Origin of the sequence: Microcoleus sp. Pol8_D6, assembly GCF_036700965.1 — a bacterium.
Classification (GTDB): Bacteria; Cyanobacteriota; Cyanobacteriia; order Cyanobacteriales; family Microcoleaceae; genus Microcoleus.
On record NZ_JAUBPW010000054.1, the window covers coordinates 13,288 to 34,873 of the forward strand.

Annotated in this window: 16 protein-coding genes; 4 read left to right on the forward strand and 12 right to left on the reverse strand. The window is 47.4% G+C overall.

The genetic code is table 11. The annotated features are described in order from the left end of the window. Window positions 1-315: 315 nt before the first annotated feature. Window positions 316-2,043 carry a diflavin flavoprotein gene (locus tag QUA10_RS20275; RefSeq protein ID WP_333082707.1) on the reverse strand — a complete coding sequence of 576 codons (1,728 nt, stop codon included), beginning with the start codon at window positions 2,041-2,043 and terminating at the stop codon, window positions 316-318. 348 nt (window positions 2,044-2,391) lie between these two features. Between QUA10_RS20275 and QUA10_RS20280 the strand changes: the two genes are divergently transcribed. Together QUA10_RS20280 and QUA10_RS20285 are read left to right on the forward strand one after the other, a co-directional pair. Further along, the gene (locus QUA10_RS20280) at window positions 2,392-2,739 is read left to right on the forward strand and encodes a hypothetical protein (RefSeq protein ID WP_333082708.1); all 348 of its coding nucleotides are present in this window, start codon (window positions 2,392-2,394) and stop codon (window positions 2,737-2,739) included. Further along, the gene (locus QUA10_RS20285) at window positions 2,740-2,955 is read left to right on the forward strand and encodes a DUF4129 domain-containing protein (protein ID WP_333082709.1); all 216 of its coding nucleotides are present in this window, start codon (window positions 2,740-2,742) and stop codon (window positions 2,953-2,955) included. 459 nt (window positions 2,956-3,414) lie between these two features. Here QUA10_RS20285 and QUA10_RS20290 read toward each other — a convergent pair whose 3' ends face one another. Further along, complete coding sequence (locus tag QUA10_RS20290; protein ID WP_333082710.1) at window positions 3,415-6,003, reverse strand: Calx-beta domain-containing protein; 2,589 nt, start codon at window positions 6,001-6,003, stop codon at window positions 3,415-3,417. A 621-nt stretch (window positions 6,004-6,624) separates the two neighbouring features. Further along, the gene (locus QUA10_RS20295; RefSeq protein WP_333082711.1) at window positions 6,625-8,730 is read right to left on the reverse strand and encodes a GAF domain-containing protein; all 2,106 of its coding nucleotides are present in this window, start codon (window positions 8,728-8,730) and stop codon (window positions 6,625-6,627) included. 314 nt (window positions 8,731-9,044) lie between these two features. Between QUA10_RS20295 and QUA10_RS20300 the strand changes: the two genes are divergently transcribed. After that, entirely contained in the window at window positions 9,045-9,956 is a 912-nt protein-coding gene (locus QUA10_RS20300) for a pantothenate kinase (protein ID WP_333082712.1), read from the forward strand. A 68-nt stretch (window positions 9,957-10,024) separates the two neighbouring features. Here the strand turns inward: QUA10_RS20300 and QUA10_RS20305 are convergent, their stop codons facing one another. The 3 genes from QUA10_RS20305 to bcp form a co-directional block, all read right to left on the reverse strand. Next, window positions 10,025-10,831 carry an alpha/beta hydrolase gene (locus QUA10_RS20305; RefSeq protein WP_333082714.1) on the reverse strand — a complete coding sequence of 269 codons (807 nt, stop codon included), beginning with the start codon at window positions 10,829-10,831 and terminating at the stop codon, window positions 10,025-10,027. Window positions 10,832-10,989: 158 nt separating this feature from the next. After that, entirely contained in the window at window positions 10,990-11,445 is a 456-nt protein-coding gene (locus QUA10_RS20310) for an NUDIX hydrolase (protein WP_333082715.1), read from the reverse strand. Between the two features lie 77 nt (window positions 11,446-11,522). Beyond that, window positions 11,523-11,996 (reverse strand): thioredoxin-dependent thiol peroxidase, encoded by a 474-nt coding sequence (gene bcp / locus QUA10_RS20315; protein WP_333082716.1) that lies wholly within the window; start codon window positions 11,994-11,996, stop codon window positions 11,523-11,525. 465 nt (window positions 11,997-12,461) lie between these two features. Here bcp and QUA10_RS20320 point away from each other — a divergent pair, with 465 nt between their 5' ends. Further along, the gene (locus QUA10_RS20320; RefSeq protein ID WP_190738786.1) at window positions 12,462-12,653 is read left to right on the forward strand and encodes a hypothetical protein; all 192 of its coding nucleotides are present in this window, start codon (window positions 12,462-12,464) and stop codon (window positions 12,651-12,653) included. A 99-nt stretch (window positions 12,654-12,752) separates the two neighbouring features. On the opposite strand, the gene argH is transcribed toward QUA10_RS20320, so the two are convergent. From argH to QUA10_RS20350, 6 genes are all read right to left on the reverse strand, one after another. Further along, window positions 12,753-14,138: an argininosuccinate lyase gene (argH, locus tag QUA10_RS20325; protein WP_333082717.1), complete on the reverse strand. Its 1,386-nt coding sequence runs from the start codon at window positions 14,136-14,138 to the stop codon at window positions 12,753-12,755. 287 nt (window positions 14,139-14,425) lie between these two features. Next, on the reverse strand, window positions 14,426-14,665 hold the full coding sequence (locus QUA10_RS20330; protein WP_333082718.1) for a hypothetical protein: 240 nt from the start codon (window positions 14,663-14,665) through the stop codon (window positions 14,426-14,428). Then, a complete protein-coding gene (locus tag QUA10_RS20335; RefSeq protein WP_333082720.1) occupies window positions 14,655-16,142 on the reverse strand; it encodes a PP2C family protein-serine/threonine phosphatase in 1,488 nt (495 codons plus the stop codon). Before QUA10_RS20335 ends, QUA10_RS20330 begins: the two co-directional genes overlap by 11 nt. A 729-nt stretch (window positions 16,143-16,871) precedes the next feature. Then, window positions 16,872-18,620: a signal recognition particle-docking protein FtsY gene (gene ftsY, locus QUA10_RS20340; RefSeq protein ID WP_333082721.1), complete on the reverse strand. Its 1,749-nt coding sequence runs from the start codon at window positions 18,618-18,620 to the stop codon at window positions 16,872-16,874. A 154-nt stretch (window positions 18,621-18,774) separates the two neighbouring features. Further along, on the reverse strand, window positions 18,775-19,407 hold the full coding sequence (gene nusB / locus QUA10_RS20345; RefSeq protein ID WP_333082722.1) for a transcription antitermination factor NusB: 633 nt from the start codon (window positions 19,405-19,407) through the stop codon (window positions 18,775-18,777). 272 nt (window positions 19,408-19,679) lie between these two features. Continuing rightward, entirely contained in the window at window positions 19,680-20,405 is a 726-nt protein-coding gene (locus tag QUA10_RS20350; RefSeq protein ID WP_333082723.1) for a DUF502 domain-containing protein, read from the reverse strand. Between the last annotated feature and the right edge of the window lie 1,181 nt (window positions 20,406-21,586).

Genomic DNA, 21,586 nt, shown 5'->3' on the forward strand with positions numbered 1-21,586 from the left:
GCCCGGTTTGCTGCTTGTGGCGCACCCAACACCCTGAACCTGGTAAGGTGCGCCACAAGCACCCAAAGTTGAGAGTTTTTGGCTAGCCAGTTGTGTCCTGGACTGTAATTGTAGGGTGCGTCAGTAGATAGTCGATGATGAAGTCGAATAAAACATCGGCTGACGCACCTTACTATATGTTGGGGGTGTGTTGACTCAGACAGTCGATCAATATATCGTTGGATTTCCCTCTTGCTTCTGACAACTGCCAACAGTCAACAGTCAACTGACAACCGTCAACTGTCAACCGTCAACTGTCAACCGTCAACTGACTTCCTAATAGTGATTTCCAACTTTTCGGTGGTGAACAGCAGGCAGTGCATCTGGATTGGAGACGCGGCCGCTATCGACGATCGCATATACGATATGATGATCCGAAAGTTCCATCCGGCTGACTACTTCGCATTCCATGTACGCCAAAGCATCTGTCAAAATCGGAGAACCGTTGGTTGCTGGTTGAGTTTTAACTCCGGCAAATCGATCTGCACCCGGAGCAAAACGCTTTAAAAAGTGCCTCATCAAGGTTTGATAATTGCCTTCTTCCAGCACGTTGAGAACAAATTTATCTCCCGCGTGCATCATCGATTCGATAGCCCGATCCTTCGCAACTGCTATTGTTAAACCTAGCGGTTTAAAGCTAGCTTGAGTTACCCAAGAAGCTAGCATCGCACCGCTAACATCGCCTTTTTGGGCGGTGATGATGTACAGTCCGCCGCTGATTCGTCCCAAAGCTTTATCGAGGTCGCTGTCGAGGGATTTCATCTGTTTGACTGCTTTGTCCCGCGTCAGCCACTGTCCCAAGTCGGTGCCTGCTTCGTCGCAAAGTTGATAACTCGCTTCTGTCGGTGATTCTTTAATTAAAATGTTGGGAAATGCTTCTTTTAAACCCAACTCTTTGAACTTGTTTCGCAGCGGGTAAATCGATGCGTCATCGCCACCGCCGGATTCGCACAAACCGAAAGATTGTTTGTTGTTAGCCGCAACTAAAATTGTGTTGATAGCAGCTTCGGCATTCGCAGCAGCCGTACCACTACTCGGCGGCGAACAAATCACGATACCGGCGGCGGTACCAACAAGTTCGCGGACTTCTTGCAAGTCGGCGATTCTCAAATCCATCATTTCCACAGCGACACCGGTTTTGGTGATACCGTGGGCGATCGCTTGGCTGAGTCGATCGCTAAATCCGTAATCGGAAGTGTAAAATACCGCTACAGTGGTTTCTGCCTTAGCTTGCGCTTGGCTCCACTTTTTGTAGCGCCCGGTGAGCTCAACTACGTTGTGTCGCAGCAGCGGACCGTGACCGGTCGCAACTGTACTGATTTCTCCCAACTCTGCCATCCGCTTCATCGCACTGAGTACCGATCGAGCATTGGGAGCCATCAAACACTCATAATAAAAGTGGTAATCTTCCTCAACTGCTGCTAAATCGTCATCGAAGGTGCTGTCGGAACAGTAGTGCATCCCGAAAGCGTCGCAGGTAAACAGCACTTGAGTTTTGCTGTCGTAGCTAAAAATAGTATCGGGCCAGTGCAAGTTCGGCGCCGATACAAATTCGATAATGTGGTCGTTTCCTAAATCTAGTTTGTCCCCGTTTTTGACTACCAATCGCTCAAATGGTTGGTGTACAAGGTTTTCTAAAAATTGAATTGCTACTTTTGCCCCCACGACAATTGCTTGGGGTGCCAACGCCAGCACATCTTTGACTAAACCGCTGTGGTCTGGTTCGGTGTGGCTGATAATTAAATAGTCAATCTCTTTGGGGTCAATTTCGCCCGTCAGAGTTTCCATGTATTGCTGGCGAAACTTCTCGTGCGAGGTATCGACGAGGGCTGTTTTTTCACCGCGAATGATGAATGAGTTGTATGTTGTACCGTTTTTGAGTCCGAATTCGATGTCAAAGCGGTCTCTATCCCAGTCCAGGCATCGAATTGCCGTTGTGTCAGGGGCAATTTCGACTTTTTCCACCGTCAATCTGCGTTGGACTCGTTCAGTCAGCGCTACCATCAGTGCCTCCTTGTCTGTTACCCATTACCTTATTGTTTCCATTCTGACACGTTTCTTTTGTAAATCTTTATCAAATTTCCTATCACTCAGTTAAGCATCCCAAAAGTGCTCTATTTCTCTTGACAAAAAGCAAATATGTGTGGTATGGAAAGCAAGTTTGATCGATTGGGCGATCGAGGTACTGAGTTTTGCATGGAAATTGCGATCGAGCAGTCAATTAGTTAGTAGCCACTTAACTTGTACAAAATGTGCAGTAAGACGATCGAATAAAAAAAATCCCAAATCCACAAGCCCCAATCAATTAAGTGATGTAAAGCTATCTCTGAAACTTCCTTTGATAAAACTAATTTGGGTTGGCAATTAGGACAGTGGCAAAAGCGATTGGAGGAGTGGTGGGAACTAAAAAAAGCCCAAAATATACCGAATGTCAAATTGCCATCTTGGTTTGATTCCCCTCTCTTGTGGGCGATCGCTAAAGTCACCTTTTGGTTAATCTTAGCATTGCTCGCAGCCTTGGCGAGTTGGCAGATTTGGCAAATGTTACGTTTTTACATTCATAATTTTAAAAAGAGGAATCAAACAACTGATGGCAGTGCGAAACAAACAATTAAAGATTTGTCGGTAGCAGAGTGGTTGTTGCGATCGCAAAAGTTGCAGCAGCAAGGGAAATACCGCCAAGCTGGTCGCTCTCTTTAGATGGCTTTGTTGCAGGGGTTAAATGATGGGGGAACCGTGGTTCACAAACCCAGCCGCACTGATGACGAATATTTGCAATTAATCCAGCAATTCCCCCAGCCAGTGCCTTACGAAACTTTGATAAAAATACATAAGCAACTATATTTCGGGAATAGGGAAGATTCCGCCTCAACCTTTCAACAGTGTCAGCAAGCTTATCAACAAATTAAGGATTAAGTAGGTAAGCGCAAAAAAACAATAATATCCAATCGATAATTATAGGGGCAGGTTTTACCAAAAATAATTGCCAAAAACCGACAATCTCAAAAACTCCAACCCAATAGCAAATCGCCATCTAATTCTTTCAATATACAAGGGTTTAAGGTCGTACTCGAATAACGCGCGTAGCATCTAAGAGTACGACCTTGAAAGGGTGCTATCAGACCGGAGTAGCAAATGGGTTGAAGGTGACGAAACTATCACCAGCAATGGGATTCGGGTCGAGGCCGCCCACAATCAGCCCTGTAGGTGAATCCCATTAGCTGTCGGTGCCAGCGACTGTCACACAGCGAAGATTTTACCCGCGTACCTCGCTTTCTTGAAAAAAGCTGTAGTGAGGAATCAGACTGATAAAAAGCATTTAACTACTTGCGGGACATATTAGTAGAGCAAGGATTCCTCGCCCTACTAATAGCCTTAGATGAGAGTGATACTTGTTGCCGCTGTACTGCCGAAACTGTAGCCCGCAGTGGGGTTAGCAAGACCTAAGCGCACAATCCCATTATTGGTACTAAATAGGTTGTCTTGAAGAGTAAAGGTTTGGCTGAGTTGGCCGTCGGCGAAGGACAACGTGCCGCCAGTGGGGCCGCCCGGGTTAAGCAGGTAGTCGGTACCATATACAGGTGCAGGGCCGGCGCCTGGAGTCCCCGCCAGAATAATATAATCAATCGATGCTGCACCCAAGCCGCTTGAGCGAGTAACTGTAACCGTTGTGCTGCCCCCCTGAGTGCCGATCGAGCCGTAATTAGACGCACTATACTGGAAGATATTGCCAGATGCACTGCTGCTACCGTCAATAATGTCTAGTCTTGCTGTTGACGGAGTGCCGACGGGGCCGTTATTGAGGTATAGGTTAACACTCTCAGTCATTTCAGGCACAGTATCAGCATTGACAAAGATGTTGAACGTCGTGGAAGTTACCCCAGGGCCAAAGGTGAGTACACCAGCAGTAGACGCATAATCAGCCGCAGTTCCTCCAGTTGATAGGGCGCTGCCGTCAAGAGTACTGTAGCTAATGGTTCCGGCAGCCGTACTGGGGCCGATGCGATTGACTGTCACCGTAGCAAAGCCAGATGATTCCGGAGTGGTGAAATTAGCCGCACTAAAAACAAACTGGGTTGCTGTTGATGTTGCTGGAGTGGGCGTCGGAGTTACCGTTGTCCCAGTTGGCGGCACATCATTAATCGTCAAAATTGACGGACCACTGCCGACATTGCCACCGAAGAGCACCAAATTCACCGTTTCCGGCGATGATTCCACATTCAAATCAGTCAAAGCCGTCACGGTGAAACTAGCGGTAGTTTGCCCCGCAGCAAAATTCAACACCCCTGTCGCCGGAGTGTAATCGCCGGCAGTGCCTGCTGAACTTGCCGAACCGTCAAGAGTCTGGTAGTTAATCGATCCAGCCGCCGTGCCACCGGTGCGAGTAACGTTAATCGTCGCCACGCCGCCTTCAGCCACCGTGTAATTTGGTTGGGCGAACTGGAAGATACTTGGAGAGGTCGGAGTTGGGGTCGGAGTTACCGTTGTCCCAGTTGGCGGCACATCACTAATCGTCAAAATTGACGGACTACTGCCGACATTGCCACCGAAGAGCACCAAGTTCACCGTTTCCGGCGATGATTCCAAGTTCACATCAGTCAAAGCCGTCACGGTGAAACTAGCGGTTGTTTGCCCCGCAGCAAAATTCAACACCCCTGTCGCGCTAGTGTAATCCGCTGCTGTGCCTGCTGAACTTGCCGAACCGTCAAGAGTAGAGTAGTTAATCGATGCAGCATCCGTGCCACCAGTACGAGTAACGTTAATCGTCGCCACCCCACCTTCAGCCACCGTGTAATTTGGTTGCTGGAACTGGAAGATACTTGGAGTTGTCGCCGTCGGCGTCGGAGTTGTCCCCGGAGTTGGCGGCACATCACTAATCGTCAAAATTGACGGACTACTGCCGACATTGCCACCGAAGAGCACCAAATTCACCGTTTCCGGCGATTCCACATTCAAATCAGTCAAAGCCGGCACGGTGAAACTAGCGGTTGTTTGCCCCGCAGCAAAATTCAACACCCCCGCCGCCGAAGTGTAATCTGCTGCTGTGCCTGCTGAACTTGCCGAACCGTCAAGAGTAGTGTAGCTAATCGATGCAGCCGCCGTGCCACCGGTGCGAGTAACGTTAATCGTAGCCACGCCGCCTTCAGCCACCGTGTAATTTGGTTGGGCGAACTGGAAGAGACTTGGAGATGTCGGCGTCGGCGTCGGCGTTGGCGTCACATCAAAGCCTTGATATTGAATACTCCGCACTAGGTAGTCGGAACTATCGGTTTTAGTGGAGGCAGCGAGGTAGGCAGCGGTGGGGTTCGCGTAGGCTGTGGCGGAGAACCGCAGTTCGTCAAAAGTAACGCCGGTGAGAGAGTCTCCTACTATCTGGAATGTGAAATTGCCATCGATACTATCGCCAGTGAAAGTCACTCCATCTGAAGACACACCGAGCGGTTTTGGAGTGCCAGGAGCGCTGAGGCGAGTGATCGTAAAATTGCTGGCCGATACCCGCGCCCCATCCTTAAAGAGTTGCAGCGAACCAACTTCATCGCCTTGATCGTCGGCTGTAGTAGAACTTGATTTGGGAAATAATCCACTGAGGCCGATCGTGGCGCTAGTGATGTCTTTGTTATCTGCCCATTTCACCTTCAGCGTCTGAGATAGATTGGCGTTGGGGTCATAGTTGATTTCCGCCCGATTTTTAGTGGCGTCGGTAAACCAACCACTATAAGAGCCGTAGACACCAATACCAGCCGGAGCGCCGTAGCTCAACCCGCTTTTAGGGGTTTCGTTCGTTGCTAACGTGAGGTTGTTGATGGGAGTAGGGTTAGTGTAGTTCGTTTCAAAGCCATCAAAAGCTATCCCAGAGAGTTGGATGCCTTGATTCTTGGCGGCAGTAGGCCATTGTGTAATTAGGTCAGCGATACTGCTGTAATTAGTGGTTGTACCCAAAGAACCAGTGAATGAAGTAGCCATAGCTTCTGTGTTAATGATGAGTAATTAAGGATTAAAACTGACTGAAAACCAGAGGTTGGGCTTTCTTGTAGCGATCTGTCACTGCAAGAAAAATTTCCTCATACGTGCAGGTAAATCAAGTAAAAATGCTTGCCCAATAAGCATCTGAAGGTATTATTTCCCCTGATTAAATGTTGAGTGTAAATAATTACACCTATTTAGACCTATTTACATAGGGATGTTTAACTTTCATCATCAATAAGTTTGATCCGGAAAAATTGCGATCTTTTTTTCAGCCCTATAAAAAGCGGGTTTTCCACATCTGTAGAGGAGAGCTTAAATCCCAGGTTCCGGCCCCCCAAGCAGCAGCTTTCACTGATTCAGCGGGCAAAAGTGAATCAGGAGAGACAATAATAAGTAAAAATACTCAGGATTTTATATGTCTAAGCATAACCCTGTTGGGAATTTCTAAAAATTGAGGTTCGGGCGTAAGTTAAATCTGATGCTATTAAAAATGCGATGGCTAAAAAATCAAGTGTATTGGTGATCCGTAATGTGATTGACGATCGCCCTCAAGATGTCAAATGGCTTCTATACTACTGCCAGAGTGACAAAACATGGTTAATCTGACTAAAGCAGGAATTATGCACTTACCCTATGATTAGTCAGCGGCAACTTTACAATAAACTCAGTTCCTTCGCCAACCTGACTGACGCAACTCAGCTTGCCACCATGAGCTTGAACAATTACCTGATAGCACACTGAAAGTCCCAAACCAGTGCCTTTTCCCACAGGTTTAGTAGTAAAAAATGGGTCAAAAATCTTGTCTTGAATTTCTGCAGGAATGCCAGTTCCCGTGTCGCGGACAGAGATTGTTACCCAGTCCGGCTCACTTTGCCAACTGCGAATGGTTAATTCCCCCGGTTTGCTCGTTGACTGGAGCGCATCTAAAGCATTGTCAATCAAATTATAAAATACTTGGTTAATTTGACTGGCATGACATTGGACAGGCGGCAAACTGCCATATTGCTTTTCTATTTTGATATGGGTTTTTAGCTTATTTTGCAGCATCAAGAAACTGCTTTCTAAACCTTCATTCAAATCTACTGGTTTTAACTCAGCGTGGTCTAAACGAGAAAAATTTCGCAGCGTCATCACGATAGAGCGAATCCTCCCGCTACCTTCCCGCATTGAATTGAGCAGTTTACCAAAGTCTTCTCGAATGTAATCGAGTTCTAGTTCTTCATTGATTCTGACAATTGCCTCTGCTGCTTCCGGGCAGGCATTTCCGGCTAGTTCTAGAGCTTCGTTCAAGGCTTTAAAATATTCTTGAGCGTGAAACAAGTTAGCGTGGATGAAATTGTTGGCGTTGTTAATTTCATGAGCAATTCCCGCTACCATTTGCCCCAAACCTGACATTTTTTCGCTTTGAATCAATTGCTGCTGCGCCGATCGCAATTCTTCTAACGCAGCCTGCAACTGCTGGGTTTGAGCTTGAGATTTTACCGCAGCATCTTGGACTTGGCTGTAAAGTTCTGCTTGCTGAATGGCGATCGCCATTTGGTTGGCTATCTGGGAGAGCAACTCCATTTCTTGCCGCTGCCAATTGCGGGTATCCCGGCACTCGTGAGCAATCAGCAAACCCCACAGCCTACCGGGAAATTTAGGATTATAATTTCCGGCTGTGTCGGGGGTATTTTCTTCAGTTCTGGATGTAACAATTGGCACAATTAGATTAGCTTTAACCTGCAAACTATTTAAGAAATCGACATGACAAGGCTCTAAACCAGCATTAAAAATATCATTAATTGCTTTGACTCGCCCTTGCTGGTAAAGATCGGCGTAATCTCCCCGGAAACACTTATCAGCCCCCATATCTCCTAAAATTGAAGGCCAAGGAATGACCATATCTTCAACAACAACTTTTCCTTGCCAGTTGTCTTGAAACTGATAGATAATAACTCGATCGCACTGCAACATTTGGCGGACTTCCCTCACCGCTGTTTCCAGGATAGTTCCCAGATCCAGGGTACTGCGAATTTGGTTGCCGATCAGCCGTAGCAGCGATTCTCGTTCGGCTTGGCGCCTGGTTTTGCTATAGAGTTTGGCTTGATTGATAGCGATCGCCAATTGCGATCCTACCCCTTCTAAAAGCTGCCTTTCCCAATCAGTCCATTCCCGTTCGCGATCGCACTGATGCAAGCCAATTATGCCATTCACTTCACCTTGATAGCGAGTAGCTACTGCCAGCATTGACTTAATCTCCAAAGCTTCGGCAATTTTTCGGGTTTGTGGGTTCAATCCCGGAAAATCGAGAAACTTCGTCACTGCTAGGGAATCTTGTTGAGACACGACTGCAGCCAAATGCGGGTTGTCAGTCATCGGTACTTTCATTCCCAGTTGGATCGGATAGTCCCCCGCGTTGTACTCTCCGCGCGTAACTAAAGTTTTTTCTGTATTTGATTCTTTGACTAAAATGCTCACGCGACTGCACTGTAATGCTTGTCCCAGCAATCTGCAGGCCGATGTCAAAATTTCTTCTATGTCAAGTGTACTGCGAATTTCGTTATTAATTTGGTTCAGCAAGTTTGATAACTGAACTTGCTGCTGCATCTGCACGATTAGGGCTTTTTGTTGGTCTACTTCCGGCAGCGAAAGACTTTCTTCCTGCCTCCAGTTTTCCGATTCAGGCAACCGCGAAGTTACTCTTTGCCAGGGGTTTTCGTGTTCTTGTATTTTTAAAGACATATTTACTCAGGAGTTGTACAGTATTTTGATTGAGTCTGGTTTTTTAAACCTATGCTTACCCCGCCAACAGCCCCATCGCAGCTACCAGGACTTTGGAATATCTTAAGACATTATAAAGGATGCCGCCTGAGCAAAGCAATTATTTGCTTTACAAATATTTATATTTAGCAAGTATGCCATCTGCATCCGACAATACTAATTGGCGCGTGACATGGAACTTGGTCAGATGTCAAATAGAGTTAACCGCCCGTTTAAGCGAATAAAATTAATCTAAAATCTATCTTTAGTTCAATGTTTGCGCCGGATCGATCAATATGGAAAATTCAATTCCCGACAATTTCCGTTCGCCAGCAAGCACCGACAACATTACTTCTGGATTGACAGGTAAAGCCCAGATTAAAATAGCTTTGACGATCGGCAATTCCCGGCTGCACTGGGGATTATTTGTGGGCAAAACCCTGGAGAAAACATGGGATACACAGCATCTAAATACTGATGCTGTTTCCCGGCTCTCGGAGGAGGAAAGAGCAGAATATTTGGTGCAAATAGTAATGAGGTCGATCGAGGAAATATCTTCTCAAACTCTCCTTTGTCTTCCTGCTACTACCGCTTTTTCTAATCCTCGCACACTTTCTTTAGTGCCGCTGCCTCTAATTTTGGCTTCAGTAGTTACCCAGCAAACAGCAATTTGGCAGAGTTATCCTGATGTCCGAATTATTACTTTAGACCAGTTGCCGATCGGCGGACTCTATCCTACCCTGGGAATTGACAGAGCTTTGGCTGTACTGGGCGCTGGCAACCAATTGGGTTGGCCAGTTTTACTTATAGATGCTGGTACAGCTTTAACATTTACTGGGGCTGATGTCAATAGGTATTTAGTTGGGGGCGCAATCTTACCAGGCTTGGGTTTGCAGTTATCGTCGCTCTCTAAAAAAACTTCTGCATTACCTTTAATCAGTTTACCACAAAATCTGCCATACCGCTGGGCGAAAGACACTGCTGGGGCAATTCAAAGCGGAGTTGTGTATGCGACGGTGGCAGGAGTTAGGGATTTTATTGAAGATTGGCGGTGTTTGTTTCCTGATAGCAAAATTGCGGTCACGGGTGGCGATCGCACTATGCTTTTAAAATACCTCACCGCAGCCTTTCCTGATACAGCCGCAGGCTTAATTGACGCACCCGAGGCTATTTTTTGGGGAATTAGCCTGTTAAATGTTGACTGTTGACTGTTGACTGTTGACTGTTGTCATTTTATCAATGACCAATGACCAATGACCAATTCCCAATTCCCAATTCACTTAGCAAACTCGCGAATATATTTAGCAACAACATCCGGGACTTCCTGCGGCAAATTGCTTTCCCCCGGACTGACCAATTGCAGTTCGGCATTAGGAGCCAGAGCAGCATAGGATTGACACAGAGACGAAGCTGCGGGAGTATCTTCAGAACCGTGCAACAGCAAAACAGGCGCTTTCAGCAAAGGCAAATTCTCATCAACTAATTCCGCTGTAATTTCAGACCGCCGCCGCCCGAACAGCAACTGCACGGCAACAGGGGACTCCATCAACTGCTGTCTGAACTTTAGCAATCCGTCAATCTTTTTTTTGCTACCCAGCAACTTAGCAATTGGATAGATCGATCGTAGCAACCACAAAGCCAGCGGTGGTTGACCGATCAGCCAGCTAGCCGTCTGCCACCGCCCCCGCCGGTTGCCAACCTTGACGCCTTCTGGGGCCAACAACACCAAACCCTGAACTCGATCGGGATATTTGATAGCGTAGCTGGTGGCCACCCAGCCGCCCACAGAGTGAGCGATTAAATAAACCTGTCGCAACTTCAAAGTATCGAGGTATTGGGCGAGACATTCTACTTCCAAGTCGATCGAATAATGAAGATTCGGGCGTTCCGAGTCGCCAAACCCCAGCAAATCCGGTGCGAAGCAGTGGTAGTAGGGACTCAAATGTTCAATCGTCCTCAGCCACTGACTGCTGTCGTGCCAAGAACCGTGCAAAAATACTAAATTCGGGCCTTGACCGACTTCGTGCCAGAAGATTTGCCCTACAGAGAGTTTGACCCGAGAATTGCGTAGCGGTGAGTACATCCGGTTAAATATTTAGTAATAAAAAGATGATTAATTTAATGTTCAGAGTTTGTGAATAAAAGTAGGAAAACAGTGAAAATTAATTCCACATTTATAACAGAAAATTTTTGACGGCGAGGTAATTTCCGACTTTGATCAAATTTGGATGCCCCGCCGATTTACGCCAAAGTTGTCAGGCCTTGAAAATAGTCCTGTAAGTGTTGGTCGTTATCGTGGCTGAGCGCGCCCTCCGGCAGCGATGCGGGCAAAAAAGCCTCAACCTCGCTGACTTCAAGCGTATCCTGAACTTGCATCTTTCCCTCTACCTCTGCTGCCACTACGATACAAATCGAGTGCAGGCGAGGGTCTCTATCGGCAGCCGAATAAACACCCACCAAGCGACGGATTTTAACTAAATCGAGTCCTGTTTCCTCCGCTAATTCCCGGCGCACAGTTGTGGGAATATCCTCTCCCCAATCCACCATACCTCCCGGCAGTGCCCAGCGACCGTTGTCGCGGCGGCGAATTAACACAATTCGCCCGTCCGGCAATACGGGAATCACCGCAGTACCAGTGACGGGATGTCGAAAAATCAGTCCCAGCACAGTTTGTACAATTTGCCACAATCGACGCATAAACTCAAAAGTTTGTTTAGGGGAAAGTAATTTCAGGTTTCTTAGCTGGCAGCTCAAAAGTCTTAATTTTTAATTTTTCATTCAGGCGAGAGGTCTGGCAAGTTTGCTAATATCTCGGCTGCGTGAGTTTCTGGTTTGACTTTCCGATAAACCTTTTCAATCCTACCATCAGGGTCGATCGCGAAGGTCGATCGAGTAATTCCCATAAATTCTTTTCCCATAAATTTTTTGAGTCCGTAACAGCCGTAGGCGGTAGCAACTTCGGCGTTTGAGTCGCACAGCAAGGGAAAAGGCAGTTGATATTTAGCTGCAAACTTGGCGTGGGGCCCCGCCCCGTCTGTACTGACGCCGAGGACTGCTATATTGCGCGACTGGTAGTCTGAGTAAATGTCGCGAAAGCCGCAAGCTTCTTTGGTACAGCCAGGGGTATTGTCCCTAGGGTAAAAATAAAGTACAACTCGCCGCCCTCGAAAATCTGCAAGGCTGACGACATTGCCTTCCGCGTCGGGCAGGCTGAAGACAGGAGCTACGTCACCGGTTTTTATAGTCATTTGTCGTATTTGTCAAGAGTTTATAGAAATCTTCTGGAAGATTGACAACATTGCGTCCCGATCAAACCCAGATTCCCAGCGACTTGAATCCCCGTGTTCTTTTTTCTGGGTCTTGTACCGGGTGTGCTATGATCGTCATCGGTCTAAAATTGAGTATAACTAGCCAACGTAAAAACTTAACTGGATTAGTTGAGTGCGTAGTCACACCTAACGGTGTTGCGGTTTAGGAAAGCTAAATTTGAAGAAAACCTAACTACATAAAGAGAACTGATCGAGTACGGTAGGGCATACCGGAATTAACGCTTGGGGAGAAGACACCTATATTTTGGCTGGAGAAATCCTGTCGCCAGTAAGTGACTTCGCTGAACCAAGAATCTCAGTCACCAAGAGTGCACAGAGTGTCAAACTTAAGAATCCCTGGGCGTGAAAGCCCGGGGACTGTCAATGTTTATTAGTGAGGTCAGAATGGCTAAGCGCCGCAATCTCAAGAAAGAGAAGGCACAACGAAATCAAGCATACGCTCGCAAGTTTCGCAAGCGGAGAAATCAAGATATGTTCTCCAACAAGAGAAGACGATTTGACGGCGGTAACGGCGGTGGCATGGGCGCCATGAGCGGTGGCGGCAGAGACAAAGACATGGCTGCTGCTGAAGATTAATTGAGTCAGGCTATCTGCTGAACTTAGAACCAGAGTGGAAAACACGATCGTTCTAAGGAGAGATAGCCAGCCGGAATTTGTCGAATAATTCAACGATGTTTAGGCGATCCGATCGCGCGCAGCGATAAGTGATTTTCTCACTTGTTCAAACCCGGTACCCCCGTAACTATTGCGAGCCGCCACCACTTGCTGAGGTGCGATCGCGCTGTAAATGTCTGTCTCAAAAGCTGGGTGCAAGTCTTTCCACTCCTCAAGTGTCAAATCTTTGAGGAGTTTGCCCCCCGAAAGGCAAGTTTTGACGACTTTGCCGACAAGGTTGTAAGCTTCCCGGAAGGGAACGCCTTTGGCGGCCAAGTAGTCGGCTACGTCTGTAGCATTAGAAAAGTCTTCTGTAACGGCAGCGGCGAGGCGATCACCATTAAAGGCGATGCCTTCCCGTAGCAAAATGGTCATTGCTTCCAAGCAACCTTTTACCGTTTTGACGGTATCAAACAAAGCCTCTTTATCTTCTTGCAAATCTTTGTTGTAGGCCAAAGGAAGTCCCTTCACTACTACCAACAAGGCTTGCAAGTTACCGAACACCCGCCCCGCTTTGCCTCGCACCAACTCCGGCACGTCGGGATTTTTTTTCTGGGGCATGATGCTAGAACCAGTAGCGCAGCTATCTTTGAGCGTAATAAATCCAAATTCGTGAGAAGACCACAAAATCATTTCTTCTGACAAGCGGCTCAGGTGTACCAGAATCAAGCTGGCGGCAGCGAGAAATTCGATCGCAAAATCTCTATCGCTCACTCCATCTAAGCTGTTAGCATAAACCTTGTCAAAATGCAATAGTTCTGCCGTATAATGTCGGTCAATTGGGAAAGTCGTCCCCGCCAGCGCGCCACAACCCAAAGGCGAAACATTCACCCGCTTACAGATATCGCCGAGGCGTTCCCAATCGCGATCGGTCATTTCAAAATAAGCTAACAGGTAATGAGCCAAACTGATCGGCTGAGCGCGCTGCAAATGAGTGTAACCGGGAATTAAAGTTTCCACGTTACGATCGGCAATATCGAGCAAAACCCCTTGAAATTCGCGTAATTGCTCGCGAATTTCGGCGATGCGATCGCGCAAATACAAGCGAGTATCAGTGCCGGCTTGATCGTTGCGCGATCGGGCCGTGTGCAACTTTTTCCCAGCATCTCCCACAATATCCGTCAGCCGCTTCTCTACAGCGAAGTGAACGTCTTCTGCATCAACTCCCGGAACAAAAAGTCCTTGGCGATATTCGCGGCGAATCTGTTCCAAACCATTGACTAACTGTTCGCCTTCTGCTGCGGAAATAATCCCCGTTTTGGCCAGCATTTTAGCGTGAGCGACAGAACCCGTCAAGTCATACTCAATCAATTCAATATCGAAGCCAATACTAGCATTGAATCGGGCGATCGCCGGGTGCAGCGCCGATTCAAATCTTTGACTCCAAGTTTTTTGTTGTGTTGTCATTGCTCAAGCTAAAACTAGATTGTATCTCTCTTGCAGAAGTCTATAAAACCGGTTTGTAGCAAAGACTTTAGTCTTTCCTCCGGTTTGTAGTCAGCACTTTAGTCCTCCATTCCCAATTCGGCAAGAAAAAACTCAAGTCCTGACTACCAAATTTTTATACATCTTTTCACCCGAAAAAACTGAAGTCTGGACTACAAAATTGTGAAACTTTTGCAGCATCATAAAAAAGTTAAGTTTTGGCTAAAAACCTTTTAAATCAGTTCCCGATACCTTCTGCGACAATAACTCTAACGAAAAATCCCTTTCAAGAACCACCCAACAAAAATACCTATAAAAAAAGCTCCTATTTGACCTGTCGAAACAAAATTGTTCCAAGCTTTCTGGAAATTCGTAAAAATTTCGTAACTTTGGCCCAAAAGCACCGTCGAACTCAAATGAGATTTCAAAACTACCATGTGAGCAGCATCGTGCCAATTAATCGAGTTGATTAATCCAGCAGTAATTTCCGGCATTAAATTAACTATCATGGTGATTTTCTCCTGCTAAAGGTGTTACCCTGAGTACAACCAGTGTCATGTCATCTTCGTTACGATTGCCGATGCCGATAAACTGGTGAACGCGATCGAACAAATAATCCAAAATTTCTTCAGACTGCTGATAATTTTGACAGGCCCACTGAAAAGCCGAGGTCAAGTTATCCTCATCAAACCGATCGCCCCTTTGATTAGAAGCATCGGTAAATCCGTCTGTGTAATAAATAATAGTATCTCCTGGCTGCAATTGAATGTGGGCTTCTTGGTAAAGCGAATCAGCATCCAGCCCAATTAACATTCCCTCCAAAGTATCAAGCTGAAGAATCGAATTAGTGGCGGCTTGCCACAGCAAAGGCGGGTGGTGAGCAGCATTGCTGTAAGACAAAACGCGAGTTTTCGGGTCATACTCCGAATAAAACAGAGTCACAAAACGGTGGGAATTTTCCAAATCCGCGTGCATAACCCGGTTTAAATGTTGCAAAATTCTCGACGGCGAGTGGCGGTTCAACACCTCTGCCCGCAGCATACCCCGTGTCATCGTCATCAACAGGCCAGCAGGTACTCCTTTGCCCATCACGTCGCCGATCACAATGCTCCAGCGGCCCTTGTCGATTTTGGACTTGAGATTTTTAATTAGGGATGGGGGGTGTTCCCCCTCATCTTCCTTGCCAATCGGGTCATAGTCAGCGGGAATAAAATCATAATAATCTCCGCCGACTCTGCTAGCAGTTTGGCAGCGGGCGGCCACGTCAAGGCCGGGAATTTTCGGACAACTACGGGGTTGCAGCCGCAATTGAATTTCCGCCCCGATTTCTAACTCTCTGTCTAAGCGGTCTTTTTCCGCCAACTTAACAGTAAGTTCGTCTTTGCAAATAGCCACAGCGGTTTGATCCGCCACCAACCGAACTAATTTCTGTCTGCTGGGAGTCCAGAGATATTGCGGATCACTGCTAAAAACATAAAGCCGTCCGCGTTCCAAATTGTTGACTAAAATTGGCGCCCCAAACAAATGAACATCCGGGCCCAAATAACGACCGACTTGCAGGTCTAGACTAGAAGTTTGCCCAGAGGTTTCCGAAAACGATGCAGCAGTAGCGCCCACACCTGCTGTAGCTTGTCTGGTGGCTATTTCCAGCGCTTTTCGCATATCTTGGCACTGCCGTCCTTCCTGACAATGCAACTGCTGGAACCTGACTTGACCGTTGGGTTTGAACAGCACTAAAGCTCCCCCGTCGGCGTCCGTAACGCGAGTCGCCACCAAAGGCACCAACTCCAAAAATTGGTTGAGATTGTTAAAACTTCGCAGGGCAAATCCCAGCGAGCCCAACATATCTTGAACGTTGTGCTGATATCGGTGCAAACGCGCCACCAGTTCTTTGAGGGCAAATACTGGCGTCGCGTCGGTGGAATTGCGACCCGAGGGGCGGTCAGCAGGTTGAGGTGAGGGGCGAGGCAAAGGCACAGCAGTCATTGTAAATGTGTGATTTTCGATCTTAGACGGAGTAATGATTGAGGACTTACGGGCCACTTAAACAGAAACCCGTTTTTTTTTCGAGCAAGTAGTTTGGTTTGATCGAGTAAGTTGGGCACTAGGACATGAGTATAAACTTAAGTCTAAAATTCTTAAGAAATCTGGTTTATAGCTGAGTCTAGATACCCCTAAATCCACGCCGCTTGCTTTATTTGGGGGGCCCCAAGACCGCAGCGGCTTCCCTTAAGCAGGGGGACTTTAACCATTTGCTGTCGCCCTTCTTAAGGGGAGGGCCAGGCAGGGCTGTTTCGGGGCAACCACGGGGGGATTTCCCCTACGGAAAACCAAGGTTTTGTAGGGCGGTGCCCCTGTGCCCGCCCAGCCCATAAACGAGTCGGGGTTTCAGATATCGGGGCAGCCACGGGGGCAGCCACTACAAGAGAATGAAACAGCCCTGGAGGGCCAGGGGTATCGGGAAGATTGTGCAATCAGACAGCAGACTGATACTAAATTTGAGCTTAATTTGACACGCTACTGGCACTTTGAATCCAAACCAGCAAGAACAGGCGGAAGGTATTGTTTCTAGGTATTTAGTTTTCACTCGCCGCCCGTGGTGGCGCAAGTCCTGCGATGGTAGTTTGAGGTTAAGGATTTGAGATTTTGAACCTCTGTACCCGCCTCCAAAAATCGGGACGACCACAGATACCTGATCAATCTAAAATCTAAAATCTAAAATCTAAAATCGAGTAGGGCTTCCACAAATTCGTAACTAGAAAACGGGCGCAAGTCTTCGATGCTTTCCCCGACTCCAATAAAGCGGATTGGCAGACCAAGCTGCTGCACTACTGCTAGGGCAACACCACCTTTAGCAGAACCGTCGAGTTTTGTCAATACTACTCCACTTAATTTGGCCGATTCTGCGAACACTTCTGCCTGTCGCAAACCATTTTGACCCAGTGTGGCATCCAAGACCAGTAGAGATTCTACGGTAGCGCCTGGGGCTTTCTTATCTACAATGCGACGGATTTTACTTAATTCGTCCATCAGATTTTTTTTGTTTTGCAGGCGGCCTGCGGTGTCTACGATCAGCAGTTCTGTGCCGCGGGCGCTGGCGGCGGCGATCGCATCAAATACGACAGCAGCCGGATCGGTATTTTTCCCTGGGTTGGCAATAATTTCAACGCCACTGCGGGAACCCCAAACTTTCACCTGTTCGACGGCGGCGGCGCGGAAAGTGTCGGCGGCAGCAATCAGGGTTTTGTAGCCGGATTTTTGAGCAATATGGGCAAGTTTGCCGATCGTTGTAGTTTTGCCCGCACCGTTGACTCCTACGATTAACCAGATGTTAAAAGTGTCTTTTTCCGGGGCAAATGTCAGGCTGTAGGCGGGATTACCGGCGGCGGTTTCGGCACAGGGAGCGTCCAGAATATCGCGCAGAATCGTTTTCAGGTAAGCTAGAGCCTGTTCTGGCGGCAGCACTTCTTGTGTGAGTCTTTCTTGGAGGCGACTGATAATGATGTCGGTGGCTGCGACTCCGACATCGGCTTGTAGCAGCAAAGTCTCAATTTCCGCTACCGCGTCTTGATTGAGCGGGCCTTGACCGACGATCGCCTTTAGTCGATTAATTAAGCTGCGACGAGTTCTTTCTAAGCCTTTCCGCAGTTTTTGCAGCCAAGTGATTTCTTCGACTGATACTTGGTCTGGTCGGCGGCCTTGACTGGCTAAGATTTCTGAAGACCACAGGAAGCCTTCGTCAAAGGCGAAACCGGGAATTTCTTCGATAATTGCGGCTCTCTCGGCGGCGGCTGCAATTACTTCTGGTTCTTCAAGGGCTGTTTCTTTGAGGCGTTCGATGCGCTCCATGCGATCGGCCTGAGCTCTAGCCCAAAACGGCAGGGCTTCGGCTGCTTCGCCGTCGGATGCGAGTGATTCGGTTTCTACAACCTCTGTTGAAGGTTCGGCAATTTCTATATTTTCTGTTGTAACTTCTAATAGTTGAGCAATAGGTGCAATGTCGATCGCCCCGGCTGTTGGTTGCAGAGTTTCTGGAATTTCTGCTGGGTTGGCTGCATCGAGTTCCGAAACCTCGATTGCTTCAACTGTTGCTGGTGCTGCAACTTCTGGAACTTCTGCAACAGTTGGTGCTGGTTCAAGTTTGATCGGCTCGGTTGCTTCAATAGTCGCAGGTTCTGCAACTTCTGCAACTGTGGCGATTTCTCCTTCGGCTGCTGGAACATCGGGCGCTGCTGTCTCGGAAACTTCTGTTTCGGGTTTTTGCTGTTTTTGAATATTTTTGTAAGCAGCTTTTGCCCAATTGAGATAATCTTCGGCTACAGCAGGAGAAGCTTGCTCTGTTGTATCTGTTTGAGGCTCAACCGGTGCGGATTTTGCCGACTCATCTTGCGGCTGTTCGGGGGTTGCCTCTGTTTCAGAAGATTTGCTTTCGCTGTACTGGCGACGAAACCAATTAAATACCATAGGAAATTGGGAATATAGTTATTAGTCCTTAGTTTAGAGCGGATTGCGGATTGCGGATTGCGGATTGCTAATGACTCTGGGTAAGGTTCGCGCCCCGGTCTGCACCCTCCGGGTAAGGTGTCCACCAAGCACCCGGAGGACTGATGACTAAGGACTAGGGACTAACAACTTCTGCATTGATTTTATCGACTACTCGGCGAAGGACTCCGTTGATGAAGCGATGTCCTTCGTCGCCGCTGTAGCGTTTTGCCAGTTGGACGGCTTCGTTTACGCTGACTTGTTCGGGTAAGCCGAGATATAACATTTCGGCGATCGCGATTCTCATGATATCTCGATCGATCCGGGGCAACCGTTCTATTTGCCAGTCTACAAGGGATTCCGAGAGCAATTCATCAATTTGAACACGGTTGGCGCTGACTTTGGTCAGGATTTGCAAAGCATAGGTGCGGACATCTTGCTGGTTGGCTAGCTGGATTAGTTCTGGAAACTCCATTGCTGAACCGAGACGGTTGATTGCGGTTTGAGTGAGTTCGACTGCTTCCCGTACCATTGTTCTAGCACTTTGTATATCGGAGGCGCGGATTTCGCTGGCAAGCAGTTTGTCGCTACTCCGCTGCACTTCGGATGCTGCTGCTTCTAGGGATTCTTGAACTTCTGCTGTCAGGGTACGGATGGCGGCGATGAGAACGTCTTGCAGTTTCTTGGCTTCTAAGAGTTCTGGATTCGCCGGCAGTTGGCTGATACCGAGGAGTGCTAGTTCGCGTGCTGTTTCGCGGGCTTTTTTCATAATTTTTAGATAGGAATTGAGAATTTAGGAAGTTTTTCGATCGCGCGCGGACTTGAACTTTAGCAGAAAACTCGACTAAAAGCGGTACAAGACCAGCCGTCTGACTCGCCAGCGGCGGGTAGTTTACAGATACTTGGCTGTCAAACCTAAGATTTATGCTCGAAACCGGGTTTCTGAGTATAGGCTTTCTCGGTTTGGGCTGGTTTTGTCGAAATATTATCTGCTATGGGGAAAGTTTACACGGTCTTACGGGTCACTAAAGATGTCTTGGTTCACTCTTCTTCGACTGGAACAGCCTGGTATCTTGATTCGGATACCAAGGGTTCGAGTGTTTTGCCCTTGATTTTTTCGGGGGTTACAGCAATTGAGTTGTTGGGGTTGACAATGCCGCCAGAGATGATGACTTTAAAGGCATCTTCGATCGACATTGACAAGTTGACTAAATCCGCCTCCGGGACTATAGCGTACCATCCAGTAGTGGGGTTGGGAGTGGTGGGGATGAAAATGCCGATCGGGGTTTCACCGGAAAGGTGAGGCGGGATATCGTTACTCTCGATCGTACCGGTCACAAATGCTAAAGTCCAGATTCCCCGCCGGGGATATTCCACTAACACCACGCGGCGAAATTTGTCGTTTGAGTTGAGGAGGGTTCCCAGCAGTTGTTTGAGGGTTTTGTAAACCGAACCCGCTAGGGGAATTGCCTGCAACACCCGTTCGCCAAAGTCGAGCAGCCATTTGCCGAAAATGTTGCGGGCCATTAAACCGATGACTAAAATGCTGAGCAGGGGTACAGCCAGCCCTACTAAAAGATTTAGCAGATTCACCAAAATCGGGTGGAGTCCGTCAAAAGGGTTGATCTGCTTGGGAATTTTGGTGAGAAAATTAATCACCCAACTGGCGACGGTAATTGTCAGCCAGATGGTGGTAGCTAAGGGTATGACTACCAATAGTCCTGCGATCAGGTCGTTTTTTAAGTCTTGTTTGATGCGTTGGAGCACGGCGGGTCAAATCTCCTCGTAACTGGTTGCCAATAACCTGAATAAAGCTGAGACTAAAGCAACTGCACGGGCTTTACTGGAAGTCACCATAGACGATGGTTTTCAATTCTGCTAAACCCTACCCTTTCTGAGGGGGAAGAGTTAGGGATCGCCGGTGCTGTACCTCTATTTTAAAGAATTATTGCAAGTTGGCGCTTGATTTTAATATATGCGGGCTGTGCAGCAGCTCACCGTATTGTATATTTTAAGACACTTTGGGTTGGTTCAATCAATAAGCCGATCGGTCAGAGGCAGCCAGGGAGTCCAAGTGTAGAGAGTCCAGAGAAAATTTTCTGCGATCTGTATAGGAATTTAATTGGTCGATCGAGCTTTCTCAGATTTTCGGCGGGGTGGCACTTCGTTTTACTTATATCTTGCACCATTTTCCATAAGCTTTTTATGGACGGGTTCTCCTGCCCATCCCACAATCAAATTCACTCTTTGTGGAACAGGCCGGAAAGCCTGTTCTTGAAAATGGTGCAACCTATGAGTTGTACGTAATTGTGGGGAATCTCTGCAGGTTGAGTGCAGTGTGTCTGCAAAAATCTATCTTTAGATAGATGCAGTGTACCCACTTGCCACTGAAATAACGGTGTTTTTTGAGGGCGACTGCGATCAACAAGGCAAGTGGTGCCTACCATGCAACACTTGCATGGTACGTAAATCCGGCAAAAAGTAAAGCAGACATACCAGCAACTTTGACTTTTTTTGACACGATCGATCGATATTCAGGAAATAATGGCAGAATTCAAGCGAATTCGAGCTTGAGAGGAGCGACAAAGCAATATAGAATCAACTCTGGCATCACTACAAAAAAAATAATCTGCCAAACGAGGTAGCAGTAGTTAGTAGCAAGCGAGATAAATTACTACATAGCTAGTTGTTTCTAGCCAGAAGCGCGAAACTATTTGTTTAACAGGGTATAGCTAAACTGCTACATAGAAGCAAGACTCCAGCGATGCCGATTTCTTGGAAGCCGACGAAAGTTAAGGAAAAACAAGCGTACTAGCCGCTCAAGTCAAAGCCGGGATTTACCTCGCTGCAAGCAGCAATAGACTTGATTAGAAGCTAAGATTGAGATATGAATGCTCAACTCATGAAACCAATTGATTTTTACATTTTTTTATGCCATTAAAAACGCA

Coding starts and splice junctions, on each gene's coding strand:
- bcp (WP_333082716.1), bottom strand. CDS start 11,996: ATGACTATAAAAACCGGTGACGTAGCTCCTGTCTTCAGCCTGCCCGAC.
- QUA10_RS20310 (WP_333082715.1), bottom strand. CDS start 11,445: ATGCGTCGATTGTGGCAAATTGTACAAACTGTGCTGGGACTGATTTTT.
- QUA10_RS20335 (WP_333082720.1), bottom strand. CDS start 16,142: ATGACTGCTGTGCCTTTGCCTCGCCCCTCACCTCAACCTGCTGACCGC.
- QUA10_RS20295 (WP_333082711.1), bottom strand. CDS start 8,730: ATGTCTTTAAAAATACAAGAACACGAAAACCCCTGGCAAAGAGTAACT.
- QUA10_RS20300 (WP_333082712.1), top strand. CDS start 9,045: ATGGAAAATTCAATTCCCGACAATTTCCGTTCGCCAGCAAGCACCGAC.
- QUA10_RS20330 (WP_333082718.1), bottom strand. CDS start 14,665: ATGATAGTTAATTTAATGCCGGAAATTACTGCTGGATTAATCAACTCG.
- QUA10_RS20305 (WP_333082714.1), bottom strand. CDS start 10,831: ATGTACTCACCGCTACGCAATTCTCGGGTCAAACTCTCTGTAGGGCAA.
- QUA10_RS20290 (WP_333082710.1), bottom strand. CDS start 6,003: ATGGCTACTTCATTCACTGGTTCTTTGGGTACAACCACTAATTACAGC.
- argH (WP_333082717.1), bottom strand. CDS start 14,138: ATGACAACACAACAAAAAACTTGGAGTCAAAGATTTGAATCGGCGCTG.
- QUA10_RS20285 (WP_333082709.1), top strand. CDS start 2,740: ATGGCTTTGTTGCAGGGGTTAAATGATGGGGGAACCGTGGTTCACAAA.
- nusB (WP_333082722.1), bottom strand. CDS start 19,407: ATGAAAAAAGCCCGCGAAACAGCACGCGAACTAGCACTCCTCGGTATC.
- QUA10_RS20275 (WP_333082707.1), bottom strand. CDS start 2,043: ATGGTAGCGCTGACTGAACGAGTCCAACGCAGATTGACGGTGGAAAAA.
- ftsY (WP_333082721.1), bottom strand. CDS start 18,620: ATGGTATTTAATTGGTTTCGTCGCCAGTACAGCGAAAGCAAATCTTCT.
- QUA10_RS20320 (WP_190738786.1), top strand. CDS start 12,462: ATGGCTAAGCGCCGCAATCTCAAGAAAGAGAAGGCACAACGAAATCAA.